General features: G+C 43.9%; 26 protein-coding genes and 1 tRNA gene. 14 read left to right on the forward strand and 13 right to left on the reverse strand.

What is annotated here, in order from left to right; translation table 11 throughout:
• Positions 1-60: 60 nt before the first annotated feature.
• Both HHL16_RS03910 and HHL16_RS03915 read right to left on the reverse strand, forming a co-directional pair.
• Positions 61-774, reverse strand: coding sequence for a LytTR family DNA-binding domain-containing protein (locus HHL16_RS03910; protein WP_169423828.1), 714 nt, complete (start codon positions 772-774; stop codon positions 61-63).
• The gene (locus tag HHL16_RS03915; protein WP_169423829.1) at positions 771-1,784 is read right to left on the reverse strand and encodes a histidine kinase; all 1,014 of its coding nucleotides are present in this window, start codon (positions 1,782-1,784) and stop codon (positions 771-773) included. The genes HHL16_RS03910 and HHL16_RS03915 overlap by 4 nt, the downstream gene beginning before the upstream one ends.
• A 182-nt stretch (positions 1,785-1,966) precedes the next feature.
• On the opposite strand from HHL16_RS03915, the gene HHL16_RS03920 reads away from it, so the two are divergent.
• Entirely contained in the window at positions 1,967-2,749 is a 783-nt protein-coding gene (locus tag HHL16_RS03920; protein ID WP_169423830.1) for a hypothetical protein, read from the forward strand.
• A gap of 138 nt (positions 2,750-2,887) precedes the next feature.
• On the forward strand, positions 2,888-3,706 hold the full coding sequence (locus HHL16_RS03925; RefSeq protein ID WP_169423831.1) for a helix-turn-helix transcriptional regulator: 819 nt from the start codon (positions 2,888-2,890) through the stop codon (positions 3,704-3,706).
• Between the two features lie 14 nt (positions 3,707-3,720).
• Here the strand turns inward: HHL16_RS03925 and HHL16_RS03930 are convergent, their stop codons facing one another.
• Positions 3,721-4,173 (reverse strand): hypothetical protein, encoded by a 453-nt coding sequence (locus tag HHL16_RS03930; RefSeq protein ID WP_169423832.1) that lies wholly within the window; start codon positions 4,171-4,173, stop codon positions 3,721-3,723.
• Positions 4,174-4,343: 170 nt separating this feature from the next.
• On the opposite strand from HHL16_RS03930, the gene HHL16_RS03935 reads away from it, so the two are divergent.
• From HHL16_RS03935 to HHL16_RS03945, 3 genes are all read left to right on the forward strand, one after another.
• Complete coding sequence (locus HHL16_RS03935) at positions 4,344-5,099, forward strand: TylF/MycF/NovP-related O-methyltransferase (protein ID WP_169423833.1); 756 nt, start codon at positions 4,344-4,346, stop codon at positions 5,097-5,099.
• A gap of 129 nt (positions 5,100-5,228) precedes the next feature.
• Complete coding sequence (locus HHL16_RS03940; RefSeq protein WP_169423834.1) at positions 5,229-6,428, forward strand: DUF1343 domain-containing protein; 1,200 nt, start codon at positions 5,229-5,231, stop codon at positions 6,426-6,428.
• A 56-nt stretch (positions 6,429-6,484) separates the two neighbouring features.
• Positions 6,485-7,357 (forward strand): hypothetical protein, encoded by an 873-nt coding sequence (locus tag HHL16_RS03945; protein ID WP_169423835.1) that lies wholly within the window; start codon positions 6,485-6,487, stop codon positions 7,355-7,357.
• A gap of 208 nt (positions 7,358-7,565) precedes the next feature.
• Here the strand turns inward: HHL16_RS03945 and HHL16_RS03950 are convergent, their stop codons facing one another.
• The 4 genes from HHL16_RS03950 to HHL16_RS03965 form a co-directional block, all read right to left on the reverse strand.
• Positions 7,566-7,862: a hypothetical protein gene (locus HHL16_RS03950; protein WP_169423836.1), complete on the reverse strand. Its 297-nt coding sequence runs from the start codon at positions 7,860-7,862 to the stop codon at positions 7,566-7,568.
• A gap of 186 nt (positions 7,863-8,048) precedes the next feature.
• Entirely contained in the window at positions 8,049-8,315 is a 267-nt protein-coding gene (locus tag HHL16_RS03955; protein WP_169423837.1) for a hypothetical protein, read from the reverse strand.
• Complete coding sequence (locus tag HHL16_RS03960) at positions 8,312-8,965, reverse strand: hypothetical protein (protein WP_169423838.1); 654 nt, start codon at positions 8,963-8,965, stop codon at positions 8,312-8,314. Before HHL16_RS03960 ends, HHL16_RS03955 begins: the two co-directional genes overlap by 4 nt.
• A gap of 55 nt (positions 8,966-9,020) precedes the next feature.
• Positions 9,021-9,218, reverse strand: coding sequence for a helix-turn-helix domain-containing protein (locus HHL16_RS03965; RefSeq protein WP_169423839.1), 198 nt, complete (start codon positions 9,216-9,218; stop codon positions 9,021-9,023).
• 248 nt (positions 9,219-9,466) lie between these two features.
• Here HHL16_RS03965 and HHL16_RS03970 point away from each other — a divergent pair, with 248 nt between their 5' ends.
• Together HHL16_RS03970 and HHL16_RS03975 are read left to right on the forward strand one after the other, a co-directional pair.
• Positions 9,467-9,679, forward strand: a complete 213-nt coding sequence (locus tag HHL16_RS03970) for a hypothetical protein (protein ID WP_169423840.1) — start codon at positions 9,467-9,469, stop codon at positions 9,677-9,679.
• A gap of 314 nt (positions 9,680-9,993) precedes the next feature.
• Positions 9,994-11,298: a DUF6538 domain-containing protein gene (locus HHL16_RS03975; protein WP_169423841.1), complete on the forward strand. Its 1,305-nt coding sequence runs from the start codon at positions 9,994-9,996 to the stop codon at positions 11,296-11,298.
• Between the two features lie 27 nt (positions 11,299-11,325).
• Here HHL16_RS03975 and HHL16_RS03980 read toward each other — a convergent pair whose 3' ends face one another.
• From HHL16_RS03980 to recQ, 4 genes are all read right to left on the reverse strand, one after another.
• Positions 11,326-13,032, reverse strand: coding sequence for a DUF2326 domain-containing protein (locus HHL16_RS03980; protein ID WP_169423842.1), 1,707 nt, complete (start codon positions 13,030-13,032; stop codon positions 11,326-11,328).
• 234 nt (positions 13,033-13,266) lie between these two features.
• The gene (locus HHL16_RS03985; RefSeq protein ID WP_169423843.1) at positions 13,267-14,271 is read right to left on the reverse strand and encodes an SMEK domain-containing protein; all 1,005 of its coding nucleotides are present in this window, start codon (positions 14,269-14,271) and stop codon (positions 13,267-13,269) included.
• A gap of 114 nt (positions 14,272-14,385) precedes the next feature.
• A tRNA-Phe gene (locus HHL16_RS03990) sits at positions 14,386-14,458 on the reverse strand.
• A 169-nt stretch (positions 14,459-14,627) separates the two neighbouring features.
• The gene (recQ, locus tag HHL16_RS03995) at positions 14,628-16,919 is read right to left on the reverse strand and encodes a DNA helicase RecQ (RefSeq protein WP_169423844.1); all 2,292 of its coding nucleotides are present in this window, start codon (positions 16,917-16,919) and stop codon (positions 14,628-14,630) included.
• Positions 16,920-17,303: 384 nt separating this feature from the next.
• On the opposite strand from recQ, the gene HHL16_RS04000 reads away from it, so the two are divergent.
• The 6 genes from HHL16_RS04000 to HHL16_RS04025 all read left to right on the forward strand — a co-directional run bounded on the left by HHL16_RS04000 (position 17,304) and on the right by HHL16_RS04025 (position 22,242).
• On the forward strand, positions 17,304-18,278 hold the full coding sequence (locus tag HHL16_RS04000; RefSeq protein ID WP_169423845.1) for a KpsF/GutQ family sugar-phosphate isomerase: 975 nt from the start codon (positions 17,304-17,306) through the stop codon (positions 18,276-18,278).
• Between the two features lie 18 nt (positions 18,279-18,296).
• Entirely contained in the window at positions 18,297-19,379 is a 1,083-nt protein-coding gene (locus HHL16_RS04005) for a mannose-1-phosphate guanylyltransferase (protein WP_169423846.1), read from the forward strand.
• A gap of 1 nt (position 19,380) precedes the next feature.
• Entirely contained in the window at positions 19,381-20,097 is a 717-nt protein-coding gene (locus HHL16_RS04010; RefSeq protein WP_169423847.1) for a ribonuclease H-like domain-containing protein, read from the forward strand.
• 1 nt (position 20,098) lies between these two features.
• Complete coding sequence (locus HHL16_RS04015; protein ID WP_169423848.1) at positions 20,099-20,485, forward strand: RidA family protein; 387 nt, start codon at positions 20,099-20,101, stop codon at positions 20,483-20,485.
• 9 nt (positions 20,486-20,494) lie between these two features.
• Positions 20,495-20,848 carry an MmcQ/YjbR family DNA-binding protein gene (locus HHL16_RS04020; RefSeq protein ID WP_169423849.1) on the forward strand — a complete coding sequence of 118 codons (354 nt, stop codon included), beginning with the start codon at positions 20,495-20,497 and terminating at the stop codon, positions 20,846-20,848.
• A 239-nt stretch (positions 20,849-21,087) separates the two neighbouring features.
• Complete coding sequence (locus tag HHL16_RS04025; protein WP_346766822.1) at positions 21,088-22,242, forward strand: methionine aminotransferase; 1,155 nt, start codon at positions 21,088-21,090, stop codon at positions 22,240-22,242.
• A gap of 87 nt (positions 22,243-22,329) precedes the next feature.
• Here HHL16_RS04025 and HHL16_RS04030 read toward each other — a convergent pair whose 3' ends face one another.
• Positions 22,330-22,872 (reverse strand): hypothetical protein, encoded by a 543-nt coding sequence (locus tag HHL16_RS04030; RefSeq protein WP_169423851.1) that lies wholly within the window; start codon positions 22,870-22,872, stop codon positions 22,330-22,332.
• A 134-nt stretch (positions 22,873-23,006) separates the two neighbouring features.
• On the opposite strand from HHL16_RS04030, the gene HHL16_RS04035 reads away from it, so the two are divergent.
• Positions 23,007-24,176, forward strand: coding sequence for a hypothetical protein (locus HHL16_RS04035; RefSeq protein WP_169423852.1), 1,170 nt, complete (start codon positions 23,007-23,009; stop codon positions 24,174-24,176).
• A gap of 172 nt (positions 24,177-24,348) precedes the next feature.
• Here HHL16_RS04035 and feoB read toward each other — a convergent pair whose 3' ends face one another.
• Positions 24,349-26,481: a ferrous iron transport protein B gene (gene feoB / locus HHL16_RS04040; RefSeq protein ID WP_169423853.1), complete on the reverse strand. Its 2,133-nt coding sequence runs from the start codon at positions 26,479-26,481 to the stop codon at positions 24,349-24,351.
• Between the last annotated feature and the right edge of the window lie 161 nt (positions 26,482-26,642).

Consider the following 26,642-nt stretch of genomic DNA (forward strand, 5'->3'; position numbering starts at 1 on the left):
AGCTGATACAAAATAACAAAGAATAATCTGATATTGAAAGAATGCAATTCCCGGGGGATATCAAATGAGTCTGTTGCTGATCCGTTGATTGAATAAATCCCTGTAACTGTTGCTAATAGGCAGTTTTGCGTTATGGATCTCCACGAGGCCCGGCTCGATACTTTTTATGTATTGCAAATTGATGATATAGGAGTTGTGAATGCGTACAAACTCCGCAGGCAACTGCTCCGCCATTTCCTTCATGCGCTTGTATACGAGTACCGTACCCGTATTGGTGTGAATAGCGATGTATTCTTTCAATGCTTCTATAAAGTAAATGCCGGCATAATTGATTCTGTGGATCTGCTTTCCGCTTTTTACGAATAGAAAATCGTGCGACTCTTCTGTAGTCTGTTTTTCTGCAACGGAGACGGGTGCTGTGAGGTATTGCAGTTTATTGATGGCCTGCATGAACCGTTTGAAAGAAATCGGTTTCAGCAGGTAGTCGATCACATGAAATTCAAAACTGCTGAGCGCATGCTCCGAATAAGCTGTGGTGAAAATAATTTTCTGATAAGGAGGAAGCATTGCCGCCAGTTCTATGCCATTCAGTTGCGGCATATTGATATCGAGAAAAATCAAATCGCACTGATGGGCTGAAAGAAACTGCGCTGCTTCGGCCCCATCGTAACACTTGCGGATCGGTTGCAGGTAAGGAACCTTGGCAATATGATCTTCGAGCAACTGCATGGCAGGCGGCTCATCTTCAACTATCATGCAGGTGATCTTTCTCAAATGGGAATATTTAGTTGTGTACGATAGATTCCTTGCTCTTCTGCTGAAACCAGACTGTAATCCGCGCCATAGATCAGATCGAGGCGGGATTGGAGGTTGGTTAATCCTTTTCCGCTTTTGCTGCTTTCGTCGCGATGTGCAATGCGATTGCGAACCTGCACGAATAAAAACCCGGATTGCATAGTCAGCTTCAACTCGATAAAATTATCGTTTCTTCTTTTATCGATTCCATGTTTGAATACATTTTCAACAAGTGGTATCAGCATCATGGGCGGCAGTTCGATGCTCTGATCGATGTGCTGATCGGCAATGGTTACTTCAAGCGGAAAGCGCATGCGCAGCTTTTCGAGTTCGATATATCCTTTTACAAATTTCAGTTCTTCTGACAAATGGACTTTGTTTTTTGGGGCTTCATCCACAAAGTACCGCATGATGGCAGAAAGCTGTTCCAGCAAAGCCGCTGTAGCAGGAGATTCCCGGTGTGCAGTAGCGTAGATGTTGTTGAGCGTGTTGAACAGAAAATGAGGCTGCACCTGTGCTTTCAGCAGGTTCAGTTCGGTTTCTGCATTTTTCTTCTGCAGCTCTTCCTGTTTTCTGCGAAGCCGGAAATAATTCATGGCAATCCGGAAAAGAATGCCGGAGATGAAAACAAGTGTAATAGACAAAGCAGAATTAATAACGGCCGCCCATTGGAAGAACGACGGCTCTTTTGCAAAGAATCTCGAATAAATAAAGTAGCTGGCAAAAAAGCGCCCTAATGTAATGGCTATAACAAAAACCAGCGAACAGAGAATGTAGAGCAGCTTATGTCCACGTTCATATAATCTGGGCAGCAGAAAAAAAGCATTGCCATAAAAAGTGATCACATAAGAAACAATGAAGAGCAATGAATAGCTGCCGGCTTGGATAATAGGATCATAGGGAAGCAGTGAAACGATATTCAACCCAAGTAGAATTATCCAGATAATCCACTGCGCCTGCACCACTGATAACTGCCTTGCTTTATTCATATGTACAAAACTATTTATTCGCCCATCTATGCCCTGATTTTTTCAACGCATTGAAGCGGTTTTTCAACGGATCATCTGATTGATCATAAACGCAGATCCGTTAAAACCTTGTGCTGTATTGTTGAATTCAGCAGCAACCGCAAACCGCAGTGCTGCACCTTTATCTCACAATCACTTAAATTATGAAAAAAGAATGGCTATTAGTACTGCTGCTGATTGCTCAGCTGTCAGTTAACGCACAAAAAACCGATACCGTTCGGATCGATTCCAAACAACTCGATACCAAGGTACTGATACCAGGCACTCATCGCTGGCTGGTCTATTACAAAATGGGAAAAGACAGCAGCCGTACCTGGCTTCATATCTGGACACGCAAAATAGATCTCATCAATTATCAGGGTCGCGACGCTATCAGCATCACACAGGAATGGGAAAGCGATAAAGAGATCATGCATACAGCCTACTCCGTTTGCGACCGCAAAACCTTTGCGCCACTGGTGCATAATTTCTGGTGGCTGAAACCCGGCCAGAAATGGGCCATGAATTTTGAGAAAAAAGAATTTACCATAGACGGCGTAGCCAAAAGCAATGCCGATACCACAAAAGCCATCCGTACTGCCTGGAATTCGCTGGACTCTGCGGTACTTGAACCCACAACAGCCCTCAACTGGCATCTCGATCTGGAAACCTTTCCCCTGCTGCCTTTCAAAGAAAACAGAACATTTCTGATAAACTATTTCGAACCCGGCTTTTCTGCTCCGCAATGGGTGCCATATACCGTAACCGGATCTGCAAAACTCGAAGGCTACGATAAACAGGCCATCGATTGCTGGATAATGGAACATAACAGCAACTGGGGAACAGAAAAGTTCTGGATCAGTAAAAAAACAAAAGAAGTTTTGAAGCTCGAGCAGGGATTTGGAGGAAGATTCAGGTATAAAGTGAAGCTCGGTTTCAGCGCATAATGCAGATCCTTTTTTTCACATGAGAGAGAGTCTCGAAAGATGATCGCTGTTTTGGTTCGCCCCGGTAGAGCTCACTCTTTCCGGGGCTTTCTTTTACAGGGAGAGATGTTGTAAATTAGGGGGATAAACCCTGCCGGAATGCAATGGCTTCCTTCTGAAATATTAAGGCCTTATGTGAAGAATTATACGCTGATCACTATCGACGTTGATCTGGAAGACGAAGTTTTCTATCCCAGCGGATATGTTGATTTTGTAATGAATGTTTCAGACGGCAATGCAACTACACTGATCGATGGCCGCAAAAGAAAATTGCCCGGTGTAGAAGTGCTTGGGCATTTGACCACCTGGTCCCGCCTGAGTGTCTCAAAAGGAACTTCGGTGCTGATCGCCCGCATCTATCCTCACGCCAGCTCATTGTTCTTCATCAGCTCCATGTCGGAGCTTACCAACTATGCAACAGATGCGCATGGAATATTTTCCAAAGAGATCAATGAGTTTTACGGCAGACTGCAGGATCAATCTACCATAGAAAAGAAAATTGCTGTACTGGAAGAGTTTCTGATCAGTAAACTAATCAGAAATGAAAAGCTGCATAAGAAAACTACACTGATTGCACAGGTATGCGGAGACATCTTTTCGATGGGCGAAGCATACAGCAGCAAAGCGATATCAGCGGCATATGGACTTTCTGAGAGGTACCTCGAAAAACTGTTTACAGATCATGTAGGCATAACGCCCAGTGCATTTTTCTCCGTGCACAGATTCAATAAAAGCCTCGGCCAGATCTTAACATCCGACCGAAGCCTTACATCGATTGCATATGAAAGCGGCTACTTCGATCAATCTCATTTCATACGCGAATTCAGAAAATTCACAGGCATAACTCCTTTTGAGGCCAGGGCTTCGTTGCTGAAAAACGGAGAAGAGTTTCAGCAAACAGTGAATATTGGTTTCTGAGCTAACTGCAGTTGTTATTGCTGTACTGCCCGATTGCTGCTGAACATATCGCGGTGCATCTTCCAGCCATCTTTTGTTTTCTTCCAGATCACTATTATTTTTCCTTCATCGATTAACTTGTGGTTAAGGTCATAGAGCTCATAGTTGCTTTCTTCTGTAACGAAATCATTGCCTGAGCCATAGATATTCTGAATGATGAATTTGCAGTGCACTTTAGGGCCGCCATTGAAAAACTTCAGAATGTTTTCCTTGCCACAAAGCGGCGCTGCATTGGGAGGAAGCAGACAGGCGTCCTCGGTGTATCTGCTGAGAATGGATCCATCGCCTTTCATGGCGAGGTCGGAAAAAACGGCATTACTGGCGGTGATGGCTTTTCTGGCTTCTTCGAGTTGCTGATTGTTCTTAGACTGGGCTTCACTGATGCCGGCAATGGCCAGCAATGGAAAGAGGAAAATGATTTTTTTCATGTGCTATTTTTAGGCAAAGCAACGGCACGGGGTCGGCTGGAAATTGTACAATTCCGCATAAACAGCAAAATGTATGGGCGAAATCATGCCTTATACATTTTTTTGGAAATCGATCAATGCAAACTAATTTTGGAACAGAGGGCATTTATTTTCGATAACAAACGTATCTAATGTTAGTAAGACTCATTAATAAGGCTGCCGGCAAGTTTGGATTTGAGCTGACAAAAAAAGAACCTTCGCTTAGCTTCGACATCAAGCAGGATAAGGCTTTCATGGACATTTACAATAAATGCCAACCCTTCACCATGACCAGTGCAGAACGGATGTACAGCTTATACAAGGCCATCGAGTACACGCTCGCAAAAAACATTCAGGGAGACTTTGTGGAATGCGGTGTTTGGAGAGGAGGAAGCTCCATGCTGATAGCCTTGACCCTTCTCCAGAAAGGCATAAGCAACAGAAATATTTATCTGTACGATACTTTCGAGGGAATGAGTGCGCCTACCGAAGCAGACATCGCTCATTCGGGCGATAGCGCCAGCAAACTATTGAGCGAGCAGGATAAAGCCAAAGATGATTCCGTTTGGTGTTATTCGCCAATCGATGCAGTGAAGGCCAACCTGATCTCAACAGGCTATCCAGAAAACCAGCTCCACTTCGTAAAAGGCAAAGTTGAGGATACATTGCCACACACTTCTCCATCGAATATTGCACTGCTTAGGCTGGATACAGATTGGTATGAGTCAACAAAAGTTGAAATGGAAATACTCTACCCACTGCTGCAACGCGAAGGCATTCTTATTATCGATGATTTTGGCTTTTGGGAAGGCGCCCGAAAAGCAGTAATGGAATATTTTGAGAAGACCGGTCAAAAACCTTTCATACACAGAATTGATGATACGGGAAGGCTGGTGATCAAAAGCTGATGCAATGCGAACGAATCCATAGTTATTAAATGCTATGCGTTTTTCTGCTGGTATTAAAGCCGGGCATAATACCTACCTTTCTGATTAATTACCATTAAGCGGAAATCTATCTCAAAAAAGCTCTGCCCTATGCGATTATTATTCTTCATTTGTTTTATTTCTCTTTCAGTTTCATCCGTACAAAGTCAGCCAACCAACAAGAAACCCATTCTAACCGGAGCAGAGCAGGTGAATAAATACCTGCCATACCTGAAAGGAAAAAGAGTGGCGATCATGGCCAACCTAACTACAATCATTGGCAAGAAGCACCTGGTTGATAGTCTTCAGTCGCTTGGCGTAAAGATTGTAAAGGTGTTCGGTCCTGAGCATGGTTTCAGAGGCAATGCAGGTGCGGGAGTAGATGTAAAAGATGAAGTAGACGCTGCTACAGGCATCCCCATTATTTCTTTATACGGACCCAAAAATAAACCCAGCAAGCAGGATCTGGTGGATGTGGATATTCTCATCTACGACCTGCAGGATGTTGGTGTTCGGTATTACACCAATATCAATGCACTCGTTCGGTTAATGGATGCCTGTTATGAAAGCGGAAAAGAAATGCTGATACTCGACAGGCCCAATCCAAACGCATATCTGATAGACGGTCCCATCCTGGATATGAAGTACAAATCAGGAATCGGCATGTTTCCTATTCCTATGTCTCATGGATTAACTGTTGGTGAGTTTGCACAAATGGCCAACGGTGAAGGCTGGCTCACCAATAAAGCGAAATGTAAGATCAAAGTAATACCGGTAGCAAATTATAATCATGATATGGAATATGTGTTGCCTGTAAAACCCTCTCCGAATCTGAATACGCAGCAGGCGATTATGTTGTATCCTTCTGTGTGCATGTTTGAAGCCACTTACCTCAATCATGGCAGAGGCACTTATTTCCCGTTTACTGTTTTTGGAAGTCCGGAATTAAAAGGGATTTATGAGTTCTCATACACACCTACCAGCATAAAAGGTATGTCTGCAACACCGTTGTTCATGGATCAGGTATGTTATGGGATCGATCTGCGGAATTATGATGTAAGCAAGTTGCGCAAAAGCAAAAAGATCAATCTGCAATGGATAATGGAGCTGTATAAAGCGCATCCGCATAAAGAAAAGTTCTTCGATTCGAAGCTGAGCAAGGAGATGAATGCGATTGAAATACAGATTGGCTCTGGTCTTTTCCGTCAGCAAATTATCGATGGAAAATCGGAAGAAGAGATCAGGAAGAGCTGGGAGCCGGGCTTGAGTAATTATAAGGTGATGCGTAAAAAATATTTATTGTATCCCTGATAGCAGACTAACGAATGCCCAATCTGTGAACTATCATTTCCCCCTAATACCCAACCATGCCAATCACTACTTATATCAAGAGGCTTATTTATCCATTATATATTTATCAAAGGATCACCTCAGCGAAAAGAAAAGAACTGCGCCGGTTATTCGATCATTTCAGAAAGCCAGAGAATAATTTGTCTTTGGGCAGCAAATTGCAAATTCAGCTGTTCAGTAATATGGAGGAAGATGGGATCATTTTGAGATTGATCGCTTCTTTAGGAATAGAAAAAGGCTATTTTATCGATATCGGCTCAAACGACTGTATCAACAGCAACTGTGCGAATCTGGCATTCAACTTTGAATGGAAAGGCGTGTTTGTGGATGCGGATGAAAAGCTCCTGAAGATCGGAAAACGGAACTACAGGTTTTTCAATAAAGAAACAGGTAACCGGTTTGTACAAAGTTTTCTCACTGCAGAGAATATCAATAGCATTATAAAGGAGAATAGCAGCACAGAGGAAATCGACTTTCTGAATATCGATATAGATGGGGATGATTATGCCATCTGGAAGGCAATCGACTGTATTCAGCCCAAAATCGTTCTCGTGGAGAACAAAATTGAATATGGAACACATGATATAATTGTGCCTGCAACGGAACCATTTCTGTCATCGGAATGGGGAGCTTCTCTGGTGAGCTTCAATAAACTGGCAAATCAAAAAGGATATTCCCTGGTGGCTACAAACCGCGAAGGGTTCAATGCATTTTTTATGAGGAACGATTGCCTGAAAACTTCAGGGCTTCAGGTGCTGTCTGTGGTGCAGGTTTTGAACAGGAGACATATAAAGAATTCCTTTTATTCGCAGGAGGTGATGATGCCATTGATTGAAAGCTGCAAGAGGGAGGAGGCTGAAAAGAAAAAGCGACTACAACTTTCGCTGTAATCGCTTCTTTTTGTGGTGCGAGACGGGATCGAACCGCCGACACAAGGATTTTCAGTGTTGAAAACAGCAACTTTACATGGGTCTAAAAAACGCTAATCATCTAAGGAGCAGCTTTTTAGATATATTGTAATTTCATACTAGACCACGTAAATACATAAATTGTTGTACCTATGTTGTACCAATCTTAGGTAGCAACTAATGGTACTGGTTAGTCTTCCAGATCAGGAATTGTCCCTTTCATCACATGATCCGGGGTCTTCAGTCTGGGCGAGATATTTTCCCAAACCTTTCTTGCCTCATCTTCTGGAAACGTGCCTAACACGTGGTAGGGATTTATTGTATCAGTCTTGCTGACCCAGAATCCGAACGCTTTAAATGAGTTGATAAAATCTGAGTGATCGTCATTTTGAAAGTAGACAATCCATTTATCTGATACCTCTTCAACCTTGACAACTGCCTTCCGGTTACTAACCACAGTTTTAAAGAACTTTAATTCGTAAGTCATCTTACAAAATTTAGGATGCAAATGTACTGATTTCATTGAAGCTGGTTCGATAAGAATCTATCTGCTTTTTAATGAGTGTTAGTCAATATTATGTGTGTATAGTTCACGACGAAAATTCCCAATAAACTGCTGTTCAACCGTACCTCTGCTGTACCACTCAAACAAGGTACAGCAGCATGTCCTCTCTCAAAATCGTTTTACGCCAAAAGTCCACGTTATGCCTCCTGTTGCCACCTCAGAAATTGCCATACAGCGATTGCTCCTATCCAGCAGCATAATTTTGAACTGCTCGACAAGCTGGATTTTGTCTTTGTCCCAGTTGTCTAAAAACAATTTATAAGCGTCTTTTGCCTCCTTGATCTTAGGTCTTTCTGACGGCTTAATTTGATTGCGATAGATAAGCTCCACTCGCGCAATGTTGAATGCTTGTTCAATAGGTAACGTATCAATCATTCATTACCTCTCAAACCCAGTTTTGAAACAAGAAAATGATTGAGGTCTTTATGTTCTTTGTATTGATGCCGCATACAACTATGGCGCAGTTCATTTTGAGTTCCGCAAAAACTTGCCAAGTAATTGGTTGCTTTGTCTCCTGCTTTCCGATTGGGAAACCATGTATACACCGTTTTATAAGTGTAGTTCTGAATCAGGGGCGGAGCTTCTTTTAAAAATCGTAAGGAATGCAAAACAATTGCGTCATCCTCATGTTTTACCTTGCCTTTTATGCGAAGCCATGAAAGAAAATCCTTTCTGTGCAGGAATAAATGGACTTTTTCTTGTATTTCTTTCGTTCCCCGGATAAAAGAAATGTCTTCTTTTCTTACATAGCTTTCCAAAAACTTAGTGCAGAAATAGTAGCCGCCGGATTCATTCTTCATACCAAGTGCCAGAAAGCTCTTGTTTTTTTCATGGTTGTAGATCCGCAGTTCTCTGAAATAAGATTTAGCAAGAAGTTCGGGAATGCCTTGATATTCCGCAAACCTTATTAAAGCAACATTCTTCAGTCTTTTTACTTCTTTGAGTTCAAGAGATTGGGGGGCTGGTGGTCGCTCCTTTTCTGAAATTTGGGCAATAGGGTTCTTATTTGTTTGTGTGACTTTCACAGCAAACTCCTTTTATAGAGGTTAGTTTTTTTATTGAGTTGTTTAAGAATTAGCCTTAGAAAAACTTGGTTTGGTTTTCTAAGAATGCATCAAGCTCAGTAAGTCGGTAATACGTTCTTCCAAACCTCTTGATGAGCTTTAAGTTATAACGATTAGTGCTGTGCCATACGGCAAGTGTTCCGGGCGATTTACCAAGATATTTTGCCGCTTCTTTTCGTGTTAGCAAAAAATCGCCAACTACTTTGTCTGTCATTTATCCCTCCGGGTTATTTTATTGAGGATGTTAACCTCGTGTTTTGGAGGGGTGTAGATACGGAAATATTTTATGACGGTCAACAATAGGCCGTGAAAGTTTAAACTGATTAAAGGTCAATGCGAGTTGATTGATACCAATGTATGCATGGGCAATTTTATGAAGTGAATTTTGTTTTAATCACAATTGGGATTTTGAAATGAAAATTTTGCATCTGCTATGCCTTGCGCTGATTTCAGAGAGGAAACATGAAAACCATTTGTCAGGCATCCGATTCTCATCAACCTTCAATTCAAGAATTGGAAAACACATTGAAAATTGCAGCAAAAGTTGTTGCGATGTATGGCGAAGTTTATTTGACGGGATTTCTTCGATTGCAAAAAGAAATAGAAGTAGCCAAAGAAGCTCATGAAGCCAGATCCGTTGCCATTGCTCTCGCCAGAGAAATTGCAGGAGCGTAGTCTTAAAAAGGTTGTTATTATTTCCTCGTTTGCTATGATGGCATATTGAAATTCCGGCTACATAGTCGGCTACAAAAGCGGCTACACTAGAATTTCATGAAATATATTCTACAATCATTTCAACAACATAGGAGCGTGGAACTCTTAGCTATGCCGCCTGCCCAGGGAGCCATTTTCAATCTGAATCGGTCTTAATTCCATTAAACAGGTGATTGATTTCATTCAAATCACACCTGTCATTGCCTTTTCTGCTGCAAATTGCCTTCCCATTTCCGGCTACAAATCCGGCTACATAGCTCAGACCATGAGAAGTAATGCAGTATCTGACAAGGATAAATAACCACTATTATTTTTACCGTCGTATCCCGGAAGAAATACAGGAATTTGATCCCCGCAAGTACATCCGCATATCCCTGAAAACGGATTGCCAAAAGGTCGCCCAAAAGCTGGCACTGGCCCGAAATGACCAGATAGAAGCATACTGGAATGATTTAGTTCAAACCGGACAAAAGCATTGCCACAGCGTCTATCAAGATCTGGTCAAAAGGGCAAAGCTGTTTGGTTTCTCATACGTACATAATTCCTTGTTTGCCTCATTGCCTATCAACGAGGTAATCGAGCGATACACGCATGTAGAAAAGGAACAGTTTAACGAAAGGCATGTAGAGGCAGTTCTGGGCAAAGAAGAACCTCCAGCACTCAAAGTTGATGAGGCGTTGGTCAAATATTGGGGATTTGCCAAAGACAGAGTAATAAACAAGTCCCCTAATCAATTTCGGAAGTGGCGCAATCCTCGCCAGAATGCAATTGAAAACTTCATCAATTGTATCGGAAACAAAGAGCTTTCCAAAATCACACGCGATGACATTTTGAAATTTCGAGATTGGTGGCTTGGCCGTATTGAAAAGGAAAATCTTGCGAAGAACAGTGCGAATAAGAATTTTACGCATGTAAAAGATGTTATCGAGACTGTAAGCACAAACCTGAAGCTTGGTTTAGACATCGACCATCTGTTTGTAAAACTATTTTTGAGCGAAGACGATGCTGGTACCTATCCACCTTTTGAGATGGAATGGCTTGTAAACAAACTGCTGAAAGTCGAAAACTTCATTGATCTTGATAGTCAAGCAATGTGGGCAGTCTTTGCATTTTCGGAAACTGGTGCAGGTCTGGCTGAATTGTTGAGCTTGTTGCCGGAAGATATTCACCTGAATACTGAAGTTCCGTACATCTCTATCAAGCGGCGACGCGGAAAAAGTTCCAAAACAATGTTCCGTCCTCGTGAGATTCCGTTAGTTGGATTTGCGCTGGACGCCTTTAGGTCTTGTCCGAAAGGCTTTACTGATTATCTGGATCAGCCAGACACCTTAGGCACAAAAATCGGGGTTTATCTACGCGAAAGAGCTTTGTATCCTTCAGATGAGCACGTACTCTATTCACTTCGGCACAGCTTTCAGGACAGGCTTATAGACGTAGATGCACCAGACCGGGTTCAGGCTGAATTGATTGGGCATAAATTCAATCGTCAGAAGTACGGCAAAGGCCCTACACTTCAGAAAAAGATGGAGTGGATGAAAAAGGTACAGCTAAAGGCAGTGATGGAGAATCCAATCAGTTGATAGAAAAAAATTGATGGCCAATTAAATCTAGGCGCTTGATTTTGTTTCTTGATATTTCTGTTTCAGAAACCTGTTTTGTTTTGTAAAACGTGCCCGAATATATTCATTTAGATCTGGCAAATCATTTGTTAAGCGATCTGAGTTTATTGTCAAAATGTATTGTGTGCCTTCAAAAGCAGCCTTGTCGGTCAGAAAACTAATGCTTCGGTTTAAGGTGTCCTGATCAACGTCAAAAATATTATCATGTATTAAAAACCCCGGATGCCTTTTCTGGGTATAATCATTAAGGAGCAAAGCAATGTCGTAAATAAATACCTTTTCTCTTTCAACACTATGACTTCCATCGTCTGCTATACGCATTATGATTTCAACGACCTGTTTTGTGTTCGTGTGCTTTAATTGAAATGATGCTTGCTTGTTTCCTTGAATATATTCGTGAATACTTAAAATCGTTCTCTCGAAATTGTCAGTTATCTTTTTTTGCTCTTGGATTAATGACTGAAGCTTCAATAATTCCTTTTCTTTTTCAGTTTTTGCTTTTTGCTTGTCAATTTCCAGCTGATCATATCGATCAACAAAACTTCGGAGTTGTGCAAGTTGGTCGGATTTTTCCTTGAATGCTGCGTATGTCTGTTTCAGACTCTTTAAGTCCCCCTGTTGGTTGAGGACTTTTAGGGATTTTGTGTATTGTTGGTCAAGAGCCGAAAGCTCCTTTTCAAACCTATTCACCTCTTTAGTCAGAATGGTACGTCTTTCTGTAATCAGTTTGTTTTGGAACTCGTCTATTTTGTCTTTAAATCTTATGGCCTCATCAAGACTTTTTTTAACTAGTGAACCTAGCCCTTGTTTTAATTGTTCGTAAAATTCTGCTATTTCGGCAGGATCTATGTCCACCCTCTGGGATACGTATTTAAGCTTAGATAGTTGTTGTTTTAAAATACCTTTTTGGGTTCGTCTTGAGTCTATCTCTTCTTCAAGCTTGATTAATTCAGACTTTATTACTTCATAGCCTGAAATATTTTCCAATTTATCTATACTTTCTTCAATTGCTTTTACTTCGCTGTCTAATTCATTTAAATCAGATCTTGCATCATCAATATCCTTTTGTCGGATCAGCAAAACGTTTTCCTTTATTCTGGAAATGTCTTTTTGTATTTCGTCAATAATATTTATATGCTGCTTTATTAGTTCGTATAAACTAATATCAATGCCTAAAAGGTATAAATGTGGAGAGTAGTCGTCAGCTATTCTTAGTTTTGTGTCATAACAGCCTATTAAAGACTTAAATTCAGAACGTTCATCCCTTATTAAGGGGCCAAGCATCGTTCTAAAGGAAGGATAAGGGTCTTCGGAATTGAAAAAAAGCTTTTCCGTCAGGAAATTATTTGCGTCTTCGATTTTACTGAAAACTGTCTTGGTATTATTTTCTATTATTGTTGGAGTTTCTGCCTCAGCTATTGACCTTTGAATAGTATAGTTTTTACCATGTAACTGAAAGTCTAGGCAAATTTGAACATCATGCGGAAATGTTTCTTTGGGTATTTGAGCAACCCTGCTACTTGATTTCCTTTTAAAGAAGGCGAAATTTATGAACTCAACACATAAGGATTTTCCTACTCCGTTTCTTTTGTCACTTGTTTCGTCTTTTTCTCCTAAAATTATATTGAACCCAGAAGTAAAATTAATCGGGTCGATTATTGAGGGTTCTGTATATAATTTAGTTAGAATAAGCATACTATTTCTTCAAAATATAAGAGTTGTCAAAATCAATGATCTCAAGAGTAAAGAGAAAAATCATTGCTAAGTATAAATTCTTTGGGCTAAACCAATAATCATTCTTGAAGTGTTCGGCAACATCAAAGATGCTGATCTTCTCAACTTTCTTCACCTTCATAAAGTGCAATAGGCGATATGCAACTATAGGCGGTGAAGTCATCAAATTCTCGTCTTTTAATATGATATTTGACATTACGCTATTATTGCCTTGTTCGGGAAAACGTTACATTTTATTAGCTGATCTAATAAGAAGAACCTTATTGCACTTCTATCAAAAAGCAGGCCCTTGTCTCGTAAAACAGATTCGTATCGATCTGTAAGAGCATCAATCGCTAATTTGGGATCATTTTTTTGTTCGGTAAGAACTCGGTCGCTTTCATTTTTTAAATGAAGCCCAAGTCTTCTAATTCTAACCTGCCCAATATCAGAAATTTTCAATACATCAGTCAAAACTAAACCATACTCAATGTATAGATTTTGATACTCGGATGTTAAATAACTCGCATGGTCTGAAAATCTATTATAGACTTTTTTATCTGGGTCAGGTTCTTCAATAAATCCTTGTCCCGCTCCGGGTTGTGCTTCGTCGCTCAAAAAAGATATGAGGGACATGAAGGTTGTTATTTCTTTAGGAACACTGGGCCCATTTCCAAACTTAATTTCAGCATCTAAAAAGTTTGATATTTTCTCTAGTTTTCCTACGTCCTGAATGTCCTGTATTTCTTTTAAAAGGGTGCTGATATCCCAGATATCATTTTGAGTGCATAACTCAAACTTTTGTGGGTCTCCAATTTTGGGGTCTCGATGATTACTTTTAGAAGCAATATTGAGAATAACCAATCGGTCATACTTTTTGTAAAGCTCCATTTTAATGAAGCCAGTTACAGTCTTTTTAGTTTTTGCGAGAGCAGAAGTTGATGTAACCTGAAAGCAAATCTTACTTGTTTCATCACCCAAGTCTATAGCATCAGCATTGGCTTTGCTCATATTTAGGTTTTCTAAGCTATATCCAAACAAAAGATTTAAAAAATCTCTGAAGAAATTTTCGGAGATGATATTGATATCTGTAAAATTAAGAGGATTAGATATTTCAACTTCCGATTTCAGGTAGCTTAACTTGCTTATTATGTTGGCAAGTGCAGTTTTTCTTTGAATCATGGCTGAAGCAATAGGTGGTTTAATGGGCTGTACTACCAAATATAACATTTTAGAAAATATACTACAATACCCTCGTCGTAGATATGTTGTACCTATGTTGTACCCACATAAAAAAAGCGACTACGTTGTTATCGTAATCGCTTGATTTTTCTGTGGTGCGAGACGGGATCGAACCGCCGACACAAGGATTTTCAGTCCTTTGCTCTACCGACTGAGCTACCGCACCATTATTTCAAAGTCAACTTAGAATCAATCCTCTTTTCTTTATCACCTGTTGAACTTCCCCAAACGGGTTGCAAAAATAAGGGGATTGATTCTAATTTCCTGAAAATTATTAAATTATTTCTCTTCTTTTTTCTGATTTGCTGATTGTTCGGCTTCTCTTCTTAATGAGATTACATTCCGTACTGCGCCAGAAACTTGATACGCATGATTTTCAGCTGTTCCCAGGTGAAATTGCCATCGGAAAGTTCCTGCTGCGCCAACTGCAATGAAGAGGTCTCACATCCCTTGAAATATTCGAGAATGTCTTCCTGCTCGTATTCATCCAGCATTTCATCGATCGCATAATCCAGGTTGAGTTTGGTTCCGCTGGCAGCGATGGTTTCCATCTCTTCGAGCATTTCATCCATTCTCCATCCCTTGTTTTTAGCGATGGTTTCAAGTGGAATGCGTTTATCGGTCTGCTGAATGATGTATACTTTGTTCTGGCTCTTGTTCACTACGCTCTTCATCACAAAATCGTCCGGACGCTCGATGTTATTGTCGGCAACGTACTTCGATACCATTTCAATGAACGGCTTTCCGTAACGGATGGCCTTTCCTTTACTCACACCCGAACATTTCTCCAGTTCCTGCAGGTTGGTTGGATACAGGGTGGCCATATCCTGCAGGGAGGTTTCGAGGAAGATCACAAACGGAGGAAGGCTTTTCTTCTTAGCTTCTTTCTGACGAAGATCTTTCAGCATTTCGAAGAGCTTGTCGTCGGTAGCGGCGCCAGTGGCGGCTTCTGTGCTTCCTTCATCATCATCGGCATTCGCCTCTTCGTAGAGGTTGTTGAGAATGATCGGGAACGATTTCGGTTTCTTGAAGAAGCTTTCTCCTGCTTTGGTGATCTTGAGAACGCCATAGTCTTCGATCTCTTTGCTGAGGAAACCGGCCAGCAACATCTGGCGGATGAGGCTGCTCCAGTAATGATCGGGTTCGTCTTTACCAATTCCGAATTCGGCGATGCCTTCGTGACGGAACATGGTAATATTAGGAGTGAGCCTTCCGATGAGGATGTTCACCGTGTAGTCGGTTGCAAAACGTTCATCGAGGGCTTTGATGGCTTTCAGTACTTTCAGTGCATTGTCTTTTGCTTCCACTTCTTCTTTCGGATGGAGGCAGTTGTCGCACTCTCCGCAGTTTTTGGTAGTGTAATCTTCCCCGAAGTAGCTCATGAGCACTTTCCGGCGGCAGACGCCACTTTCTGCGTAGGCAACGGTTTCGTTGATGAGCTGGGCGCCTACTTCGCGTTCGCTGAGCGGCTTATCGCGCATGAGGTGCTCCAGTTTGGCAACGTCTTTATGAGAATAGTAGAGAATACATTTTCCTTCGAGACCATCACGGCCGGCGCGACCGGTTTCCTGATAATAGTTCTCGATGCTCTTTGGAATATTGTAGTGGATCACAAAACGGATATCGGGTTTATCGATACCCATGCCGAAGGCGATGGTGGCAACAATCACCTGCACATCCTCGTTCAGGAACAGATCCTGCCGTTCGGCGCGCAGCTTGCTGTCGAGACCGGCATGGTAAGCAACAGCTTTGATGCCATTGGCCACCAGCATGTCTGCCAGCTCTTCGGTGGTTTTGCGGTTGAGTGTATAAATGATACCGCTCTTATCTTTCATCTGCACAATGAAGCGCACGATGCTTTTGAGGGTCTGGTCTTTTTTGATCTTGGGCTGGATCTCGTAGTAGAGGTTTGGCCTGTTGAAAGAAGATATGAATACATCCGGTTCGCGGAGACCGAGGTTCTGGATGATATCGCTCTTTACTTTCGGAGTGGCAGTAGCCGTGAGTGCGATAACGGGAATATCAGGATTGATCTGCGTCATCATTTCGCGGAGACGGCGGTATTCCGGGCGGAAATCGTGCCCCCACTCGGAGATACAGTGTGCTTCGTCCACTGCAAAGAAAGACAATTGCAGACCAGCGAATAATTCGAGGTTCTCTTGTTTGGTGAGCGTTTCAGGAGCAACGTACAGCATTTTGGTGCGGCCGCTCTGAAGATCTTCCTGAACGGTTCGGATCTCTTTTTTGCTGAGGGTTGAGTTGAGGAAGTGAGCCACATCGTCTTTACTGCTGTAACTTCTTACGAGGTCTACCTGATTTTTCATCAGGGCAATCAGCGGGCTTACAATTATGGCAACTCCGGGGCTGATGATGGCCGGAAGCTGATAACACAAACTCTTACCACCTCCGGTGGGTTTAATCACAAAAGTATCTTTTCCGCTGAGCAAGCTCTGGATGATGGCTTCCTGATTTCCTTTGAATTTATCGAATCCGAAATGTTCCTGTAATGCTTCACGGAGAAATGCACCGGTGGGAGTTGCATTAGTGGCAGAGCCGATTGATGAGTTATCGCTCTCGCTTTTTGTTGCTTTTACCGCTTTGGCGGTTTTTTTGGTCGTTGTTGCCATGCTCTTAGTATTTCCTTCACACAAAAGTTTCCAACAATACCTGCTACTATCAGTTTATTTTATTGTTGTTCGAATATCAGACTGCTGTATAAATATAGAATTAAAGCACCTATTTTCAGGTGTTGAATAGGAAAAGGACCATTCATTCACTATGCTCAACAGCAATAGCTTCCGGTCTCATGTGGCTGACCCCCGTTAAAGGTCTTAGTTAGTTTAGGCACCGGGCGAAGCCCGTAATGGTGGCTGGTATTAAATAAGGGTTGCGAATTTACTTCAAATTACTGGTTATGCCATAGATTTAACACTATTGTTTCAACATTTCGACCATTGCTGCATTTAATTAAATTCACACTACATTTTCGTAGGTTTGCCACTAATTGAAATATGACAGCCGTGTCTTCTATTGATATTAAATCAGTTGCGCTGAAAACCATTCAGCAGGAGGCCAATGCGATCAACGCATTGCAGCCTATGATCGACGACCAATTTGAGAAAGCTGTGGAGGCCATCCAGCAGACCAAAGGCCGGCTGGTGATCAGTGGCATTGGCAAATCGGCCATCATTGCCCAGAAAATAGTGGCCACCCTCAATTCTACCGGCACTCCAGCTATCTTTTTACATGCCGCAGACGCCATTCATGGCGATCTGGGAATGGTACAACAAGATGATGTTGTGATGGTTATCAGCAAAAGCGGGGAAAGTCCCGAAATAAAAGTGCTGATTCCTCTCATCAGAAATTTCGGCAATACCCTCATTGGAATGGTAGGGAACATGGCCTCCTTTCTGGCCAAAAATTCAGATATCACCCTTAATACCACCGTTTCGCAGGAAGCTTGTCCCAATAACCTCGCCCCTACTTCGAGCACCACCGCACAGCTGGTAATGGGAGATGCTATCGCCGTTGTACTGATGGAACTCAAAGGCTTCGGGTCCGACGATTTTGCCCGCTTCCATCCGGGAGGCACCCTGGGCAAGAAGCTGTACCTGCGCGTAGGCGATCTCTACATCCAGAATGAGAAACCGGCAGTGCTCAATACCGCCTCTCTCCGGGAAGTAATTGTGGAGATCTCCCGCAAAAGACTGGGCGTAACAGCCGTAGTTAATCCGGATCAGCACCTGCTGGGCATCATCACCGACGGAGACCTTCGGAGAATGCTGGAAAAAAGCGTAACATTGGACAATGTAACCGCTTCCGAGATCATGACCGTTCACCCTAAAACGATCTCCCCGGATGCACTGGCTGTTGAAGCACTTGATCTGCTCAGACAATACGATATCACTCAACTGGCAGTAACCGCCGGAACCCAATATCTTGGTATTATTCATCTGCACGACCTCGTAAGAGAGGGATTGATATAGAGCGTACAAATTTTCACAATGAACAAACACCATTATGTAGTGATCATGGCCGGAGGAATTGGCAGTCGTTTCTGGCCAATGAGCCGGACCAACTACCCAAAGCAGTTCCTGGACATTCTCAATACAGGTAAAACACTTATCCAGTCTACATTTGATCGATTTGCAGCCTTCGTTCCCACTGAAAACATTTATGTGGTAACATCAGGTGAATATGTGAACATCGTGAAAAATCAGCTGCCCGATCTGCCCCTGCAGAACATCCTCGGAGAGCCATCGCGCAAGAACACCGCTCCCTGCGTTGCCTATATTTCTTTCAAGCTGATGCTGCTCGATCCCAATGCTACCATGATTGTAGCCCCTGCGGATCACCTGATTCTCGACAATATCGCTTTCAATAAAGTTTGCTTCGAAGCGCTCAGCTTTGTTACCAAACACAATGCACTGATCACACTCGGCATTAAACCAACCTATCCAAATACAGGCTATGGTTACATCCAGTACGAACAGCACGAAGTGAGCGACAATGTGTACAAAGTGAAAACCTTTACGGAGAAACCCAATCTCGAACTGGCCAGAACTTTCCTTGCCAGCGGAGAATTTCTCTGGAATGCAGGCATCTTCGTATGGCAGGCAAAGAATATCGTTGCCGCCTTCGAAAAACACCTGCCCGAAATGTATGAAGTATTCGCTGCTGAAAAAGCGCGTTTCAATACACCCGAAGAACACGTGGCATTGCAGGAAATATATCCGCTCTGCACCAATATTTCCATCGATTTCGGCATCATGGAAAAAGCAGACAACGTTTACCTCATCCCCGCCTCTTTCGGATGGAGCGATCTCGGCACCTGGAACAGCGCCTACGAAAACCTGGGCAAAGACTATTTCGGCAATGCCGTTGCCGGAGATCAGGTGATGGTGTTCGATACCCACAACTGCATGGTACATACGCAATCGGACAAACTGGTACTGCTGCAGGGAATGGAAGACTTCATTATTGTAGATACTTCAGATGTACTGCTCATCTGCAAAAAAGAAAAAGAACAGGAGATCAAAGAATACGTAGCCGAAGTAAAAAGAAACAAGGGCGATAAATATTTATGATATGATCCCACTTAATAACATTCTCTTTCTCGACATAGAAACAGTTTCGCAATATCCCACCTACGATCAGGTACCTGAAGAGTGGAAAGAACTGTGGACGGCCAAAAGCGCCTTCCTGCTGCGCGGAAAAGAAGATGAAACAGTGGAATCTGTATACAATAAAGCTGCTATCTACGCTGAATTTGGAAAGATCGTCTGCATCAGTTGCGGACTGGTTCAGGGAAACAGCGAAGGAAAAAAGCTGATACTGAAATCGTTTTACGGGGATGATGAACAACTCATCCTCGTTCGCTTTTGCGAAATGCTCAAACGATGGGCTACCGACAGCAATAAATTCCTCTGCGCGCACAACGGTAAAGAGTTCGACTTTCCCTATCTCTGCCGCCGGATGATCATCAATAATATCATCATCCCTCCCATTCTCAATACCGCCGGAAAAAAACCATGGGAAGTTGCCCATCTCGATACCATGGATCTCTGGAAATTTGGCGATTTTAAAAACTATACTTCCTTAAATTTGTTAGCTCATACATTAGGTATCCCCACCCCCAAAGATGATATCGACGGCAAAATGGTGGGCGATGTTTACTGGCGCGAAAAAGACATTCACCGTATTGTTACCTATTGTCAGAAAGACGTAGTGACTGCTACGCAAGTTTTCCTCAGGTTGCACAATGAGGCACCAATCCTGCCCGACAATATCGAAATCAAGAACTGATATGAATAGAACCAATTATTCTTCGGGAGCCAAATGGGAAGACATTGTTGGCTACAGCCGCGCTGTGCGCGTAGGAAACGTTGTTGAAGTAACCGGAACCGTTGCCGTAGACGAAAACGGTAAAACCGTTGGTGTGGATAACCCTTACGAACAAACGAAATTTGCCTATCAGAAAATCGAGAAAGTGCTTGCTCAGGCCGGCGCTTCGCTCAACGATGTGGTAAGATGCAGAATGTTTGTAACCGATATCAGCCAGTGGGAAGCCTATGGCCGCGGACACGCCGAGTTTTTCAAAGACATCAAGCCATGCCTGTCGATGATCGGCATCAACGAACTCATCGAACCGGAATACATGGTGGAGATCGAAGTGAGCGCCATCATTCCGTAAATTCGTAGCATGAATATCGAAACACTGAGAGCATACTGCCTGGCAAAGCCGGCGGTGGAAGAGACCCTGCCCTTTGGTCCGGATACACTGGTATTCAAAGTTGCGGGTAAAGTGTTCCTGCTCACCGGGCTGGACAGTGATCCGCTCAGCTTCAATGTAAAGTGCAATCCCGATCTCGCAGAAGAGCTCCGGGAGCGATACGAAGCCGTGAAGCCGGGATATCATATGAACAAGAAGCACTGGAACACCATCACTGTAGACGGAACGGTTTCTTCGAAGCTGATCAAAGAGTGGATCGATCATTCATACGACCTGGTAGTGGATAGCCTGCCCGCAAAAGTGAAGGCCGAGCTGAAAAAATAGCCAATTACTGCGGTTGCCCGCTAAGAGAACGATTTTCAAAAAATTTTTTTCCGCCTTCGGCGGAAGCAGCCCATGCTGTGTCACATTTTTGGTGGCTGAACTCCCATGCGCCGCGCATAATTTTTGCAGCAATTATTTATGGAAGAACACGCAAAACCGCAATCAGGTCTTACGTATATTTGAAATGCGCGCAGAACAAGCGCAATAACCGAAGCATAAAAAACATTGAAATGATTGCTGTGAACAATCCAATAACCATCACGTCGAAACTGCCGGATGTTGGCACCACCATCTTTACAGTAATGAGCGGCCTGGCCAGCGAGTACAACGCCGTAAATCTCGGACAGGGGTTCCCTGATTTTCCCATGAGTGAAGAGCTCACCGGATTGGTGAACAGCGCCATGCAGAATGGCTACAATCAATATGCACCGGCGCCCGGATGGATGCCGCTTCGCGAAGCCATTGCAGAAAAAATTCAGTTTCTCTACAATACAAAAGTAAATCCCGATACAGAGATCACCATCACACCAGGCGGAACATATGCTATTTACACAGCGCTCACCACCGTTCTTCAGCCAGGTGATGAAGTGATTATTTTCGAACCGGCTTACGACAGTTACATTCCGAATGTTACCATCAACGGAGGCGTGCCGGTACTCATCGATCTGAAATTTCCGGATTATCGCATCGATTGGGAAGAAGTGAGAAACAAGATCACACCACGCACGCGCGTGATTGTTCTCAACACGCCGCACAATCCCACAGGGTCGGTACTGCGCGAAGACGATATCGATCAGCTCCGCTCCATTGTGCAGGATACCAATATCATCATTCTCTCCGATGAAGTGTACGAACACCTCATCTTCGACAATATTCCGCACCAGAGCATGTTGCGTTATCCTGATCTGTTGGCGCGCAGTTTTGTATGTTTCTCTTTCGGAAAAGTATACCACTGCACCGGCTGGAAACTCGGTTATGCAGTAGCGCCCGCCGCACTCAGCAAAGAATTCAGAAAAGTGCATCAGTTCAATTGCTTCAGCTGCCACACTCCATCGCAGGTGGCACTGGCAGCATTTCTGCAAACGAGGGATTCTTATCTGAGCCTTGCTCCGTTGCTGCAACAAAAACGCGATTACTTTCAGGAGCTGATGAGTAAAACGCGCTTCACGCCACTGCCCAGTTACGGCAGCTATTTCCAATGTTACAAGTACGACAGAATCAGCAACGAAAGCGATAAGGACTTTGCCATCCGCATCACCAAAGAATACGGAATTGCAACGATCCCCGTATCGGCATTCTACAAATCCGGAAAGGATGATAAAGTGATCCGGTTCTGCTTCGCCAAAAAAGAAACAACTCTGGCGCAAGCGGCGGAAAGGCTCAGCAAAATCTAAGCAGGTCAGAAAAAAATTGTTTCGAAATAAAAACGGTTCCTGATAAGTTGTGAAACGAATCAGGAACCGTAAATTTTTTATAGGGGATCAGTCTTTCAGATATTTTTCGGGGATCGGCAACTGAGGCGTTTCATTTTGCCAGTAAATGGTAACTACCCACCAGCGTTTTCCATCATTCCATAATTGAATGCTGTTGATGCCGCGCATGAATGGCGCCGGATCCTCCTTCATTTTTCTCGATTCATAGGTGCTGAACACATGCACTACGCCACCGAAAGTTTCCACTTTGCGATGCAGCTCCGTTTCGAAGAAACCCATTTTTTCAAGAATGGGAGAACTGCTGTTGATGTAATCTTCTATGCTCATTACTTTTTTACCGGTGTTGCCATCCGCTCTTTTGCCAATGGGAATCATGCGCGCTTCGGGAATGAAAAGAGTACGGAACCGGTCCCAGTTGCGCTTTTGTCCGGCCGGACCGGAAATTACATCGTAGAGAGCGGTGAGGATACCGTCCATCGAACCCACATCTTTCGGATCGGGGGCAATGCTATCTTTGCTCATCCCTTCTCCTGCAAATGCGCCGAAGCTGCAAACAATAGCAAATGCAACCGCAAGAATTATCTTTTTCATATTTAAGGTTTGATGCTTGAATCTATCCAATAAGCGTCATACTTTCAACGCCTGTTTTCCGGAATGTGTTAAAACATTGTTGAACGGTTCATATTAAGAATCCGCTAACAAGCTCCGGAGTAAAATTTGAGTCTATGAATAACATAAGCCCACTTCGTATGAACCGTATTTTTACCCTCATTGCAATTGCAGTAACCCTGGCATCCTGTGCTTCTTCGAAGTTCAGGCCTCCGACAAAAGAAGACAAACCATTATTCGCGGCGATCAATGAACTGATCAAACATCCGGATAATGCGAAAGCGCAGAACGATCTCCGTTATTTTCATGATCAGTCTGTTTCCCGCCACGAAAACGCGGCAGTAACTTATAAGAACAGCAACGATCCCAACCGCTGGGACAGAATCATCAACGAATACAACGCTCTCCAAACAATTTATACTGCAACGCAGGCGGTGCCTAACGCAACAGCATATGTGCAGCCGAAAAGCTTTCTCACCGAACTGGAATCTGCCCGCGAGGATGCAGCTGAATATTTTTACCGTGAAGGCCACAGAAGCGCTGGCGAAGAATCCAGGAAGGGAGATCTGCGTGCACACGAATTATTCAAAAGAGCAAACGCATATATCCCCGGATACAAAGATGCCCTTCAGTTAAGCAAAGAAGCTTACGAGAACAGTATCGTAAATGTTATGGTAGGACCCGTTCGTGAAGATGATCCTCTGTTCTTCCGTGAGTGGGACGATGAAACCCGCTACAGATCCGACTACTATCAGGATGCGCTGGTGCGCGAGCTCGGTGGAAAAACTGCCGCATACACTTCTGCCAGATTCTTTACTGATTATGAAGCGAGCAAAGAAAATGTGCGTCCCGATTGGGTACTGGATGTTGAGTGGGATCGCATCAGTCCTTCCACCGGAATACCCAGCAGCAGCAGCCGCTCATTGTCGAAGAAGATTCAGGTAGGAAAAGACTCAACAGGTAAACCTGTGTATGAAGTGGCAACCGGAACACTCACCCTCTACAACAGAAACGTATCGGTAAATGCAACTATCGATTTCAGATTGTGGGAAGTGTACAGCAAGAAAACCATCCAGACAAACAGTGTATCGGAACGCGTGGAATGGAACGAACAATATGCCACTTACAATGGCGACAAACGTGCGCTCACCGACGAAGACCGGGCATTGCTCCGCCGCCGGAACTTCGATCGCGGCCCATCCAAAACACAGGTGATGGATGCGCTGATGCGAAAAATGTTCCCTGAGCTTCGAAGCAAAATCATTCAGCTGGTAAGCAACTCATAAAATATTTTTCAGTCGGACGGTTTATATTTTACCATTTGGGTATTGGAAAACGGAAGGGCGTATCATCGGATACGCCCTTATTTTTTTGTTGTGCCGAACAGTGAGTCGATCCGCTTCCTGCAAAAAAAATCGCCCGCAATTTGCGGGCGATCGGAGTATCGGTTAAATCAGCTTATTTGAAAATGTTGTAGACCAGCAGGCTCATGAAGTACGCGAGTCCGGTCATGTAAGCGAGTTGAATCAGTGGCCATTTCCAGCTTTTGGTTTCGCGTTTCACAATGGCGAGGGTGCTCATGCACTGCATTGCAAAAACATAGAACACCATCAGCGAAAGTGCGGTGGCGAGAGTGTACACTTTGCTTCCGTCGGAGCGTTTGGCGGCATCGAGTTTCTGGGCGAGGGTGGCTTCATCTGCATCATCGCCTCCTTCTACACTGTAGAGGGTAGCCATGGTTCCGATGAATGCTTCGCGGGCAGCAAAAGAAGTGATGAGCGCGATACCGATTTTCCAGTCGAAGCCCAACGGCTCGATGGCTGGTTCCAGCTTGTGACCAAGAATGCCTGCATACGAATTTGCCAGCAGTGCTGAACTTTTCGCTGATTCCAGCTCTGCTACTTTCACGGAATCGGATTGGTTTTGCTCTATCAGGGTAGCATACTCTTTTTCTACATTGGCCATTTTTTCTCCGGGGCCATAAGAACTGAGCACCCAGAGAATGAGCGAGATTACGATGATCACTCTACCGGCTTCGAACACAAATATTTTTGCTTTGCTCACCATGGTTACCAGCGCATTCTTCCAGCGTGGCGCACGATAGGTAGGCAACTCAAGTATGAAGAAACTTTTCTCTTTGATGTTGATGAACCATTTGGCTACATAGCTAACGATCAAAGCCATCACCAGACCTAACAGATAAAGCCCCATGAATACGAGCCCCTGCAGACTGATAATGCCGAGATAGAATTTTGAAGGGATCACCAGGGCAATGAGAATGGAGTACACCGGAAGACGGGCACTGCAGCTCATGAGTGGCGTAATCAATATGGTGAGTAATCTTTCTTTTTTATTCTCGATGCTTCTGGAGCTCATGATGGCGGGAACCGCGCAGGCGAATCCGCTGATCATGGGCATTACGCTTTTTCCGTTGAGTCCCACCTTGCGCATGAGCTTATCGGTAAGGAAGCTGATGCGGGCCATGTAACCGGTGTCTTCGAGTATGGTGATCAGTCCGAACAGGATCATGATCTGCGGAATGAAGACCACTATCCCTCCGATACCTGCCAGCAGACCATTGATGATGAGATCGCTCCACCAGGCTTGCGGCATCCAGCTGCTCATCCAGCCGGTGAGGGCGGCAAAGCTCTGATCGATCCAGTCCATCGGATAGCTGGCCAGCCAGAACACGCTCTGGAAAAGCATAAAGAGAACAGCAAACAGAATCACATATCCCCAACGGCGGTGGAGCAGAATATCATCGAGTTTTTCGGTGAGCAGGGTTTTCTCCAGCGGAGAAGGTTCCGTTACCGCCTGTTTCATGATATTTCCGATCCGCTGGTAACGCTGCAGAATTTCTTCCGCCTGCGTTTTGGTATGATTGAACTGATTGGCTTCTTCGATGGCTTCGATCTTTTGCTGGATGGCTTCGTCCAGCATAAAAGATTCGTGATTGATAAGGTAATGGATGGCTTTGTAGTCGCTCATGCCGGGGATCAGCGCTTTCACGCCTGCAACGGCATTCGAAGCCAGGGCCTCATTATTGATAAAATCGCGAACGGGCGTTTTGTACAATTGCTGGGCGGTCTGCTCGATGGCGCGTTTCAGCTGGGGCATGCCCTTGTTTTTCCGGGGATTGATGGGAATTACAGGAACTCCGAGTTCGCGTTCCAGTTCCGGAACATCGATGCGGATGCCTTTGCTTTTGGCCAGATCCATCATGGAAAGGGCTATCACCACGGGAATCTTGAGGTCGATGATCTGCGAAGCGAAGAGCAGATTGCGTTTGAGATTGCTCGCATCGGCCACCAGCACCACCATATCGGGGGCTTCTACCTGTTTATCCTGCTGCATCAGCACGCGATAGGCCACCCACTCGTCTTCGCGGCGGGGGTACAAACTGTAAGTTCCGGGAAGATCGATGATAGTAGCGTTCATCCCATCCGCAATGAATGAGCTGCCCGTTTTCTTATCCACCGTTACTCCGGGGAAGTTGCCTACTTTCTGGTTCAGACCTGTAAGTGCATTGAACAGGGAACTCTTGCCGCTATTAGGGTTACCGACTAAACCGATATTTATTGTTGCTTTCAAGACCGTTGCGTATGGTACAAAAGAGCAAATTTACCGAAATCATCGGGGCGGGATTTACGAATTGCAGAAAAACATAACCTCCGCGGGCGTCAAAATAACCGGAGAAGGCCGCTAAAACCGAATTTGTACGCTTTGTTTCTGGCCGCTGCTGGTTATCTTTG

Source organism: Pseudoflavitalea sp. G-6-1-2, from assembly GCF_012927185.1.
Taxonomy (GTDB): Bacteria; Bacteroidota; Bacteroidia; order Chitinophagales; family Chitinophagaceae; genus Pseudobacter.

Coding starts and splice junctions, on each gene's coding strand:
- HHL16_RS03915 (WP_169423829.1), bottom strand. CDS start 1,784: ATGAATAAAGCAAGGCAGTTATCAGTGGTGCAGGCGCAGTGGATTATC.
- HHL16_RS03920 (WP_169423830.1), top strand. CDS start 1,967: ATGAAAAAAGAATGGCTATTAGTACTGCTGCTGATTGCTCAGCTGTCA.
- HHL16_RS03925 (WP_169423831.1), top strand. CDS start 2,888: ATGCAATGGCTTCCTTCTGAAATATTAAGGCCTTATGTGAAGAATTAT.
- HHL16_RS03930 (WP_169423832.1), bottom strand. CDS start 4,173: ATGAAAAAAATCATTTTCCTCTTTCCATTGCTGGCCATTGCCGGCATC.
- HHL16_RS03935 (WP_169423833.1), top strand. CDS start 4,344: ATGTTAGTAAGACTCATTAATAAGGCTGCCGGCAAGTTTGGATTTGAG.
- HHL16_RS03940 (WP_169423834.1), top strand. CDS start 5,229: ATGCGATTATTATTCTTCATTTGTTTTATTTCTCTTTCAGTTTCATCC.
- HHL16_RS03945 (WP_169423835.1), top strand. CDS start 6,485: ATGCCAATCACTACTTATATCAAGAGGCTTATTTATCCATTATATATT.
- HHL16_RS03950 (WP_169423836.1), bottom strand. CDS start 7,862: ATGACTTACGAATTAAAGTTCTTTAAAACTGTGGTTAGTAACCGGAAG.
- HHL16_RS03955 (WP_169423837.1), bottom strand. CDS start 8,315: ATGATTGATACGTTACCTATTGAACAAGCATTCAACATTGCGCGAGTG.
- HHL16_RS03965 (WP_169423839.1), bottom strand. CDS start 9,218: ATGACAGACAAAGTAGTTGGCGATTTTTTGCTAACACGAAAAGAAGCG.
- HHL16_RS03970 (WP_169423840.1), top strand. CDS start 9,467: ATGAAAACCATTTGTCAGGCATCCGATTCTCATCAACCTTCAATTCAA.
- HHL16_RS03975 (WP_169423841.1), top strand. CDS start 9,994: ATGCAGTATCTGACAAGGATAAATAACCACTATTATTTTTACCGTCGT.
- HHL16_RS03980 (WP_169423842.1), bottom strand. CDS start 13,032: ATGCTTATTCTAACTAAATTATATACAGAACCCTCAATAATCGACCCG.
- recQ (WP_169423844.1), bottom strand. CDS start 16,919: ATGGCAACAACGACCAAAAAAACCGCCAAAGCGGTAAAAGCAACAAAA.
- HHL16_RS04000 (WP_169423845.1), top strand. CDS start 17,304: ATGACAGCCGTGTCTTCTATTGATATTAAATCAGTTGCGCTGAAAACC.
- HHL16_RS04005 (WP_169423846.1), top strand. CDS start 18,297: ATGAACAAACACCATTATGTAGTGATCATGGCCGGAGGAATTGGCAGT.
- HHL16_RS04010 (WP_169423847.1), top strand. CDS start 19,381: ATGATCCCACTTAATAACATTCTCTTTCTCGACATAGAAACAGTTTCG.
- HHL16_RS04015 (WP_169423848.1), top strand. CDS start 20,099: ATGAATAGAACCAATTATTCTTCGGGAGCCAAATGGGAAGACATTGTT.
- HHL16_RS04020 (WP_169423849.1), top strand. CDS start 20,495: ATGAATATCGAAACACTGAGAGCATACTGCCTGGCAAAGCCGGCGGTG.
- HHL16_RS04030 (WP_169423851.1), bottom strand. CDS start 22,872: ATGAAAAAGATAATTCTTGCGGTTGCATTTGCTATTGTTTGCAGCTTC.
- HHL16_RS04035 (WP_169423852.1), top strand. CDS start 23,007: ATGAATAACATAAGCCCACTTCGTATGAACCGTATTTTTACCCTCATT.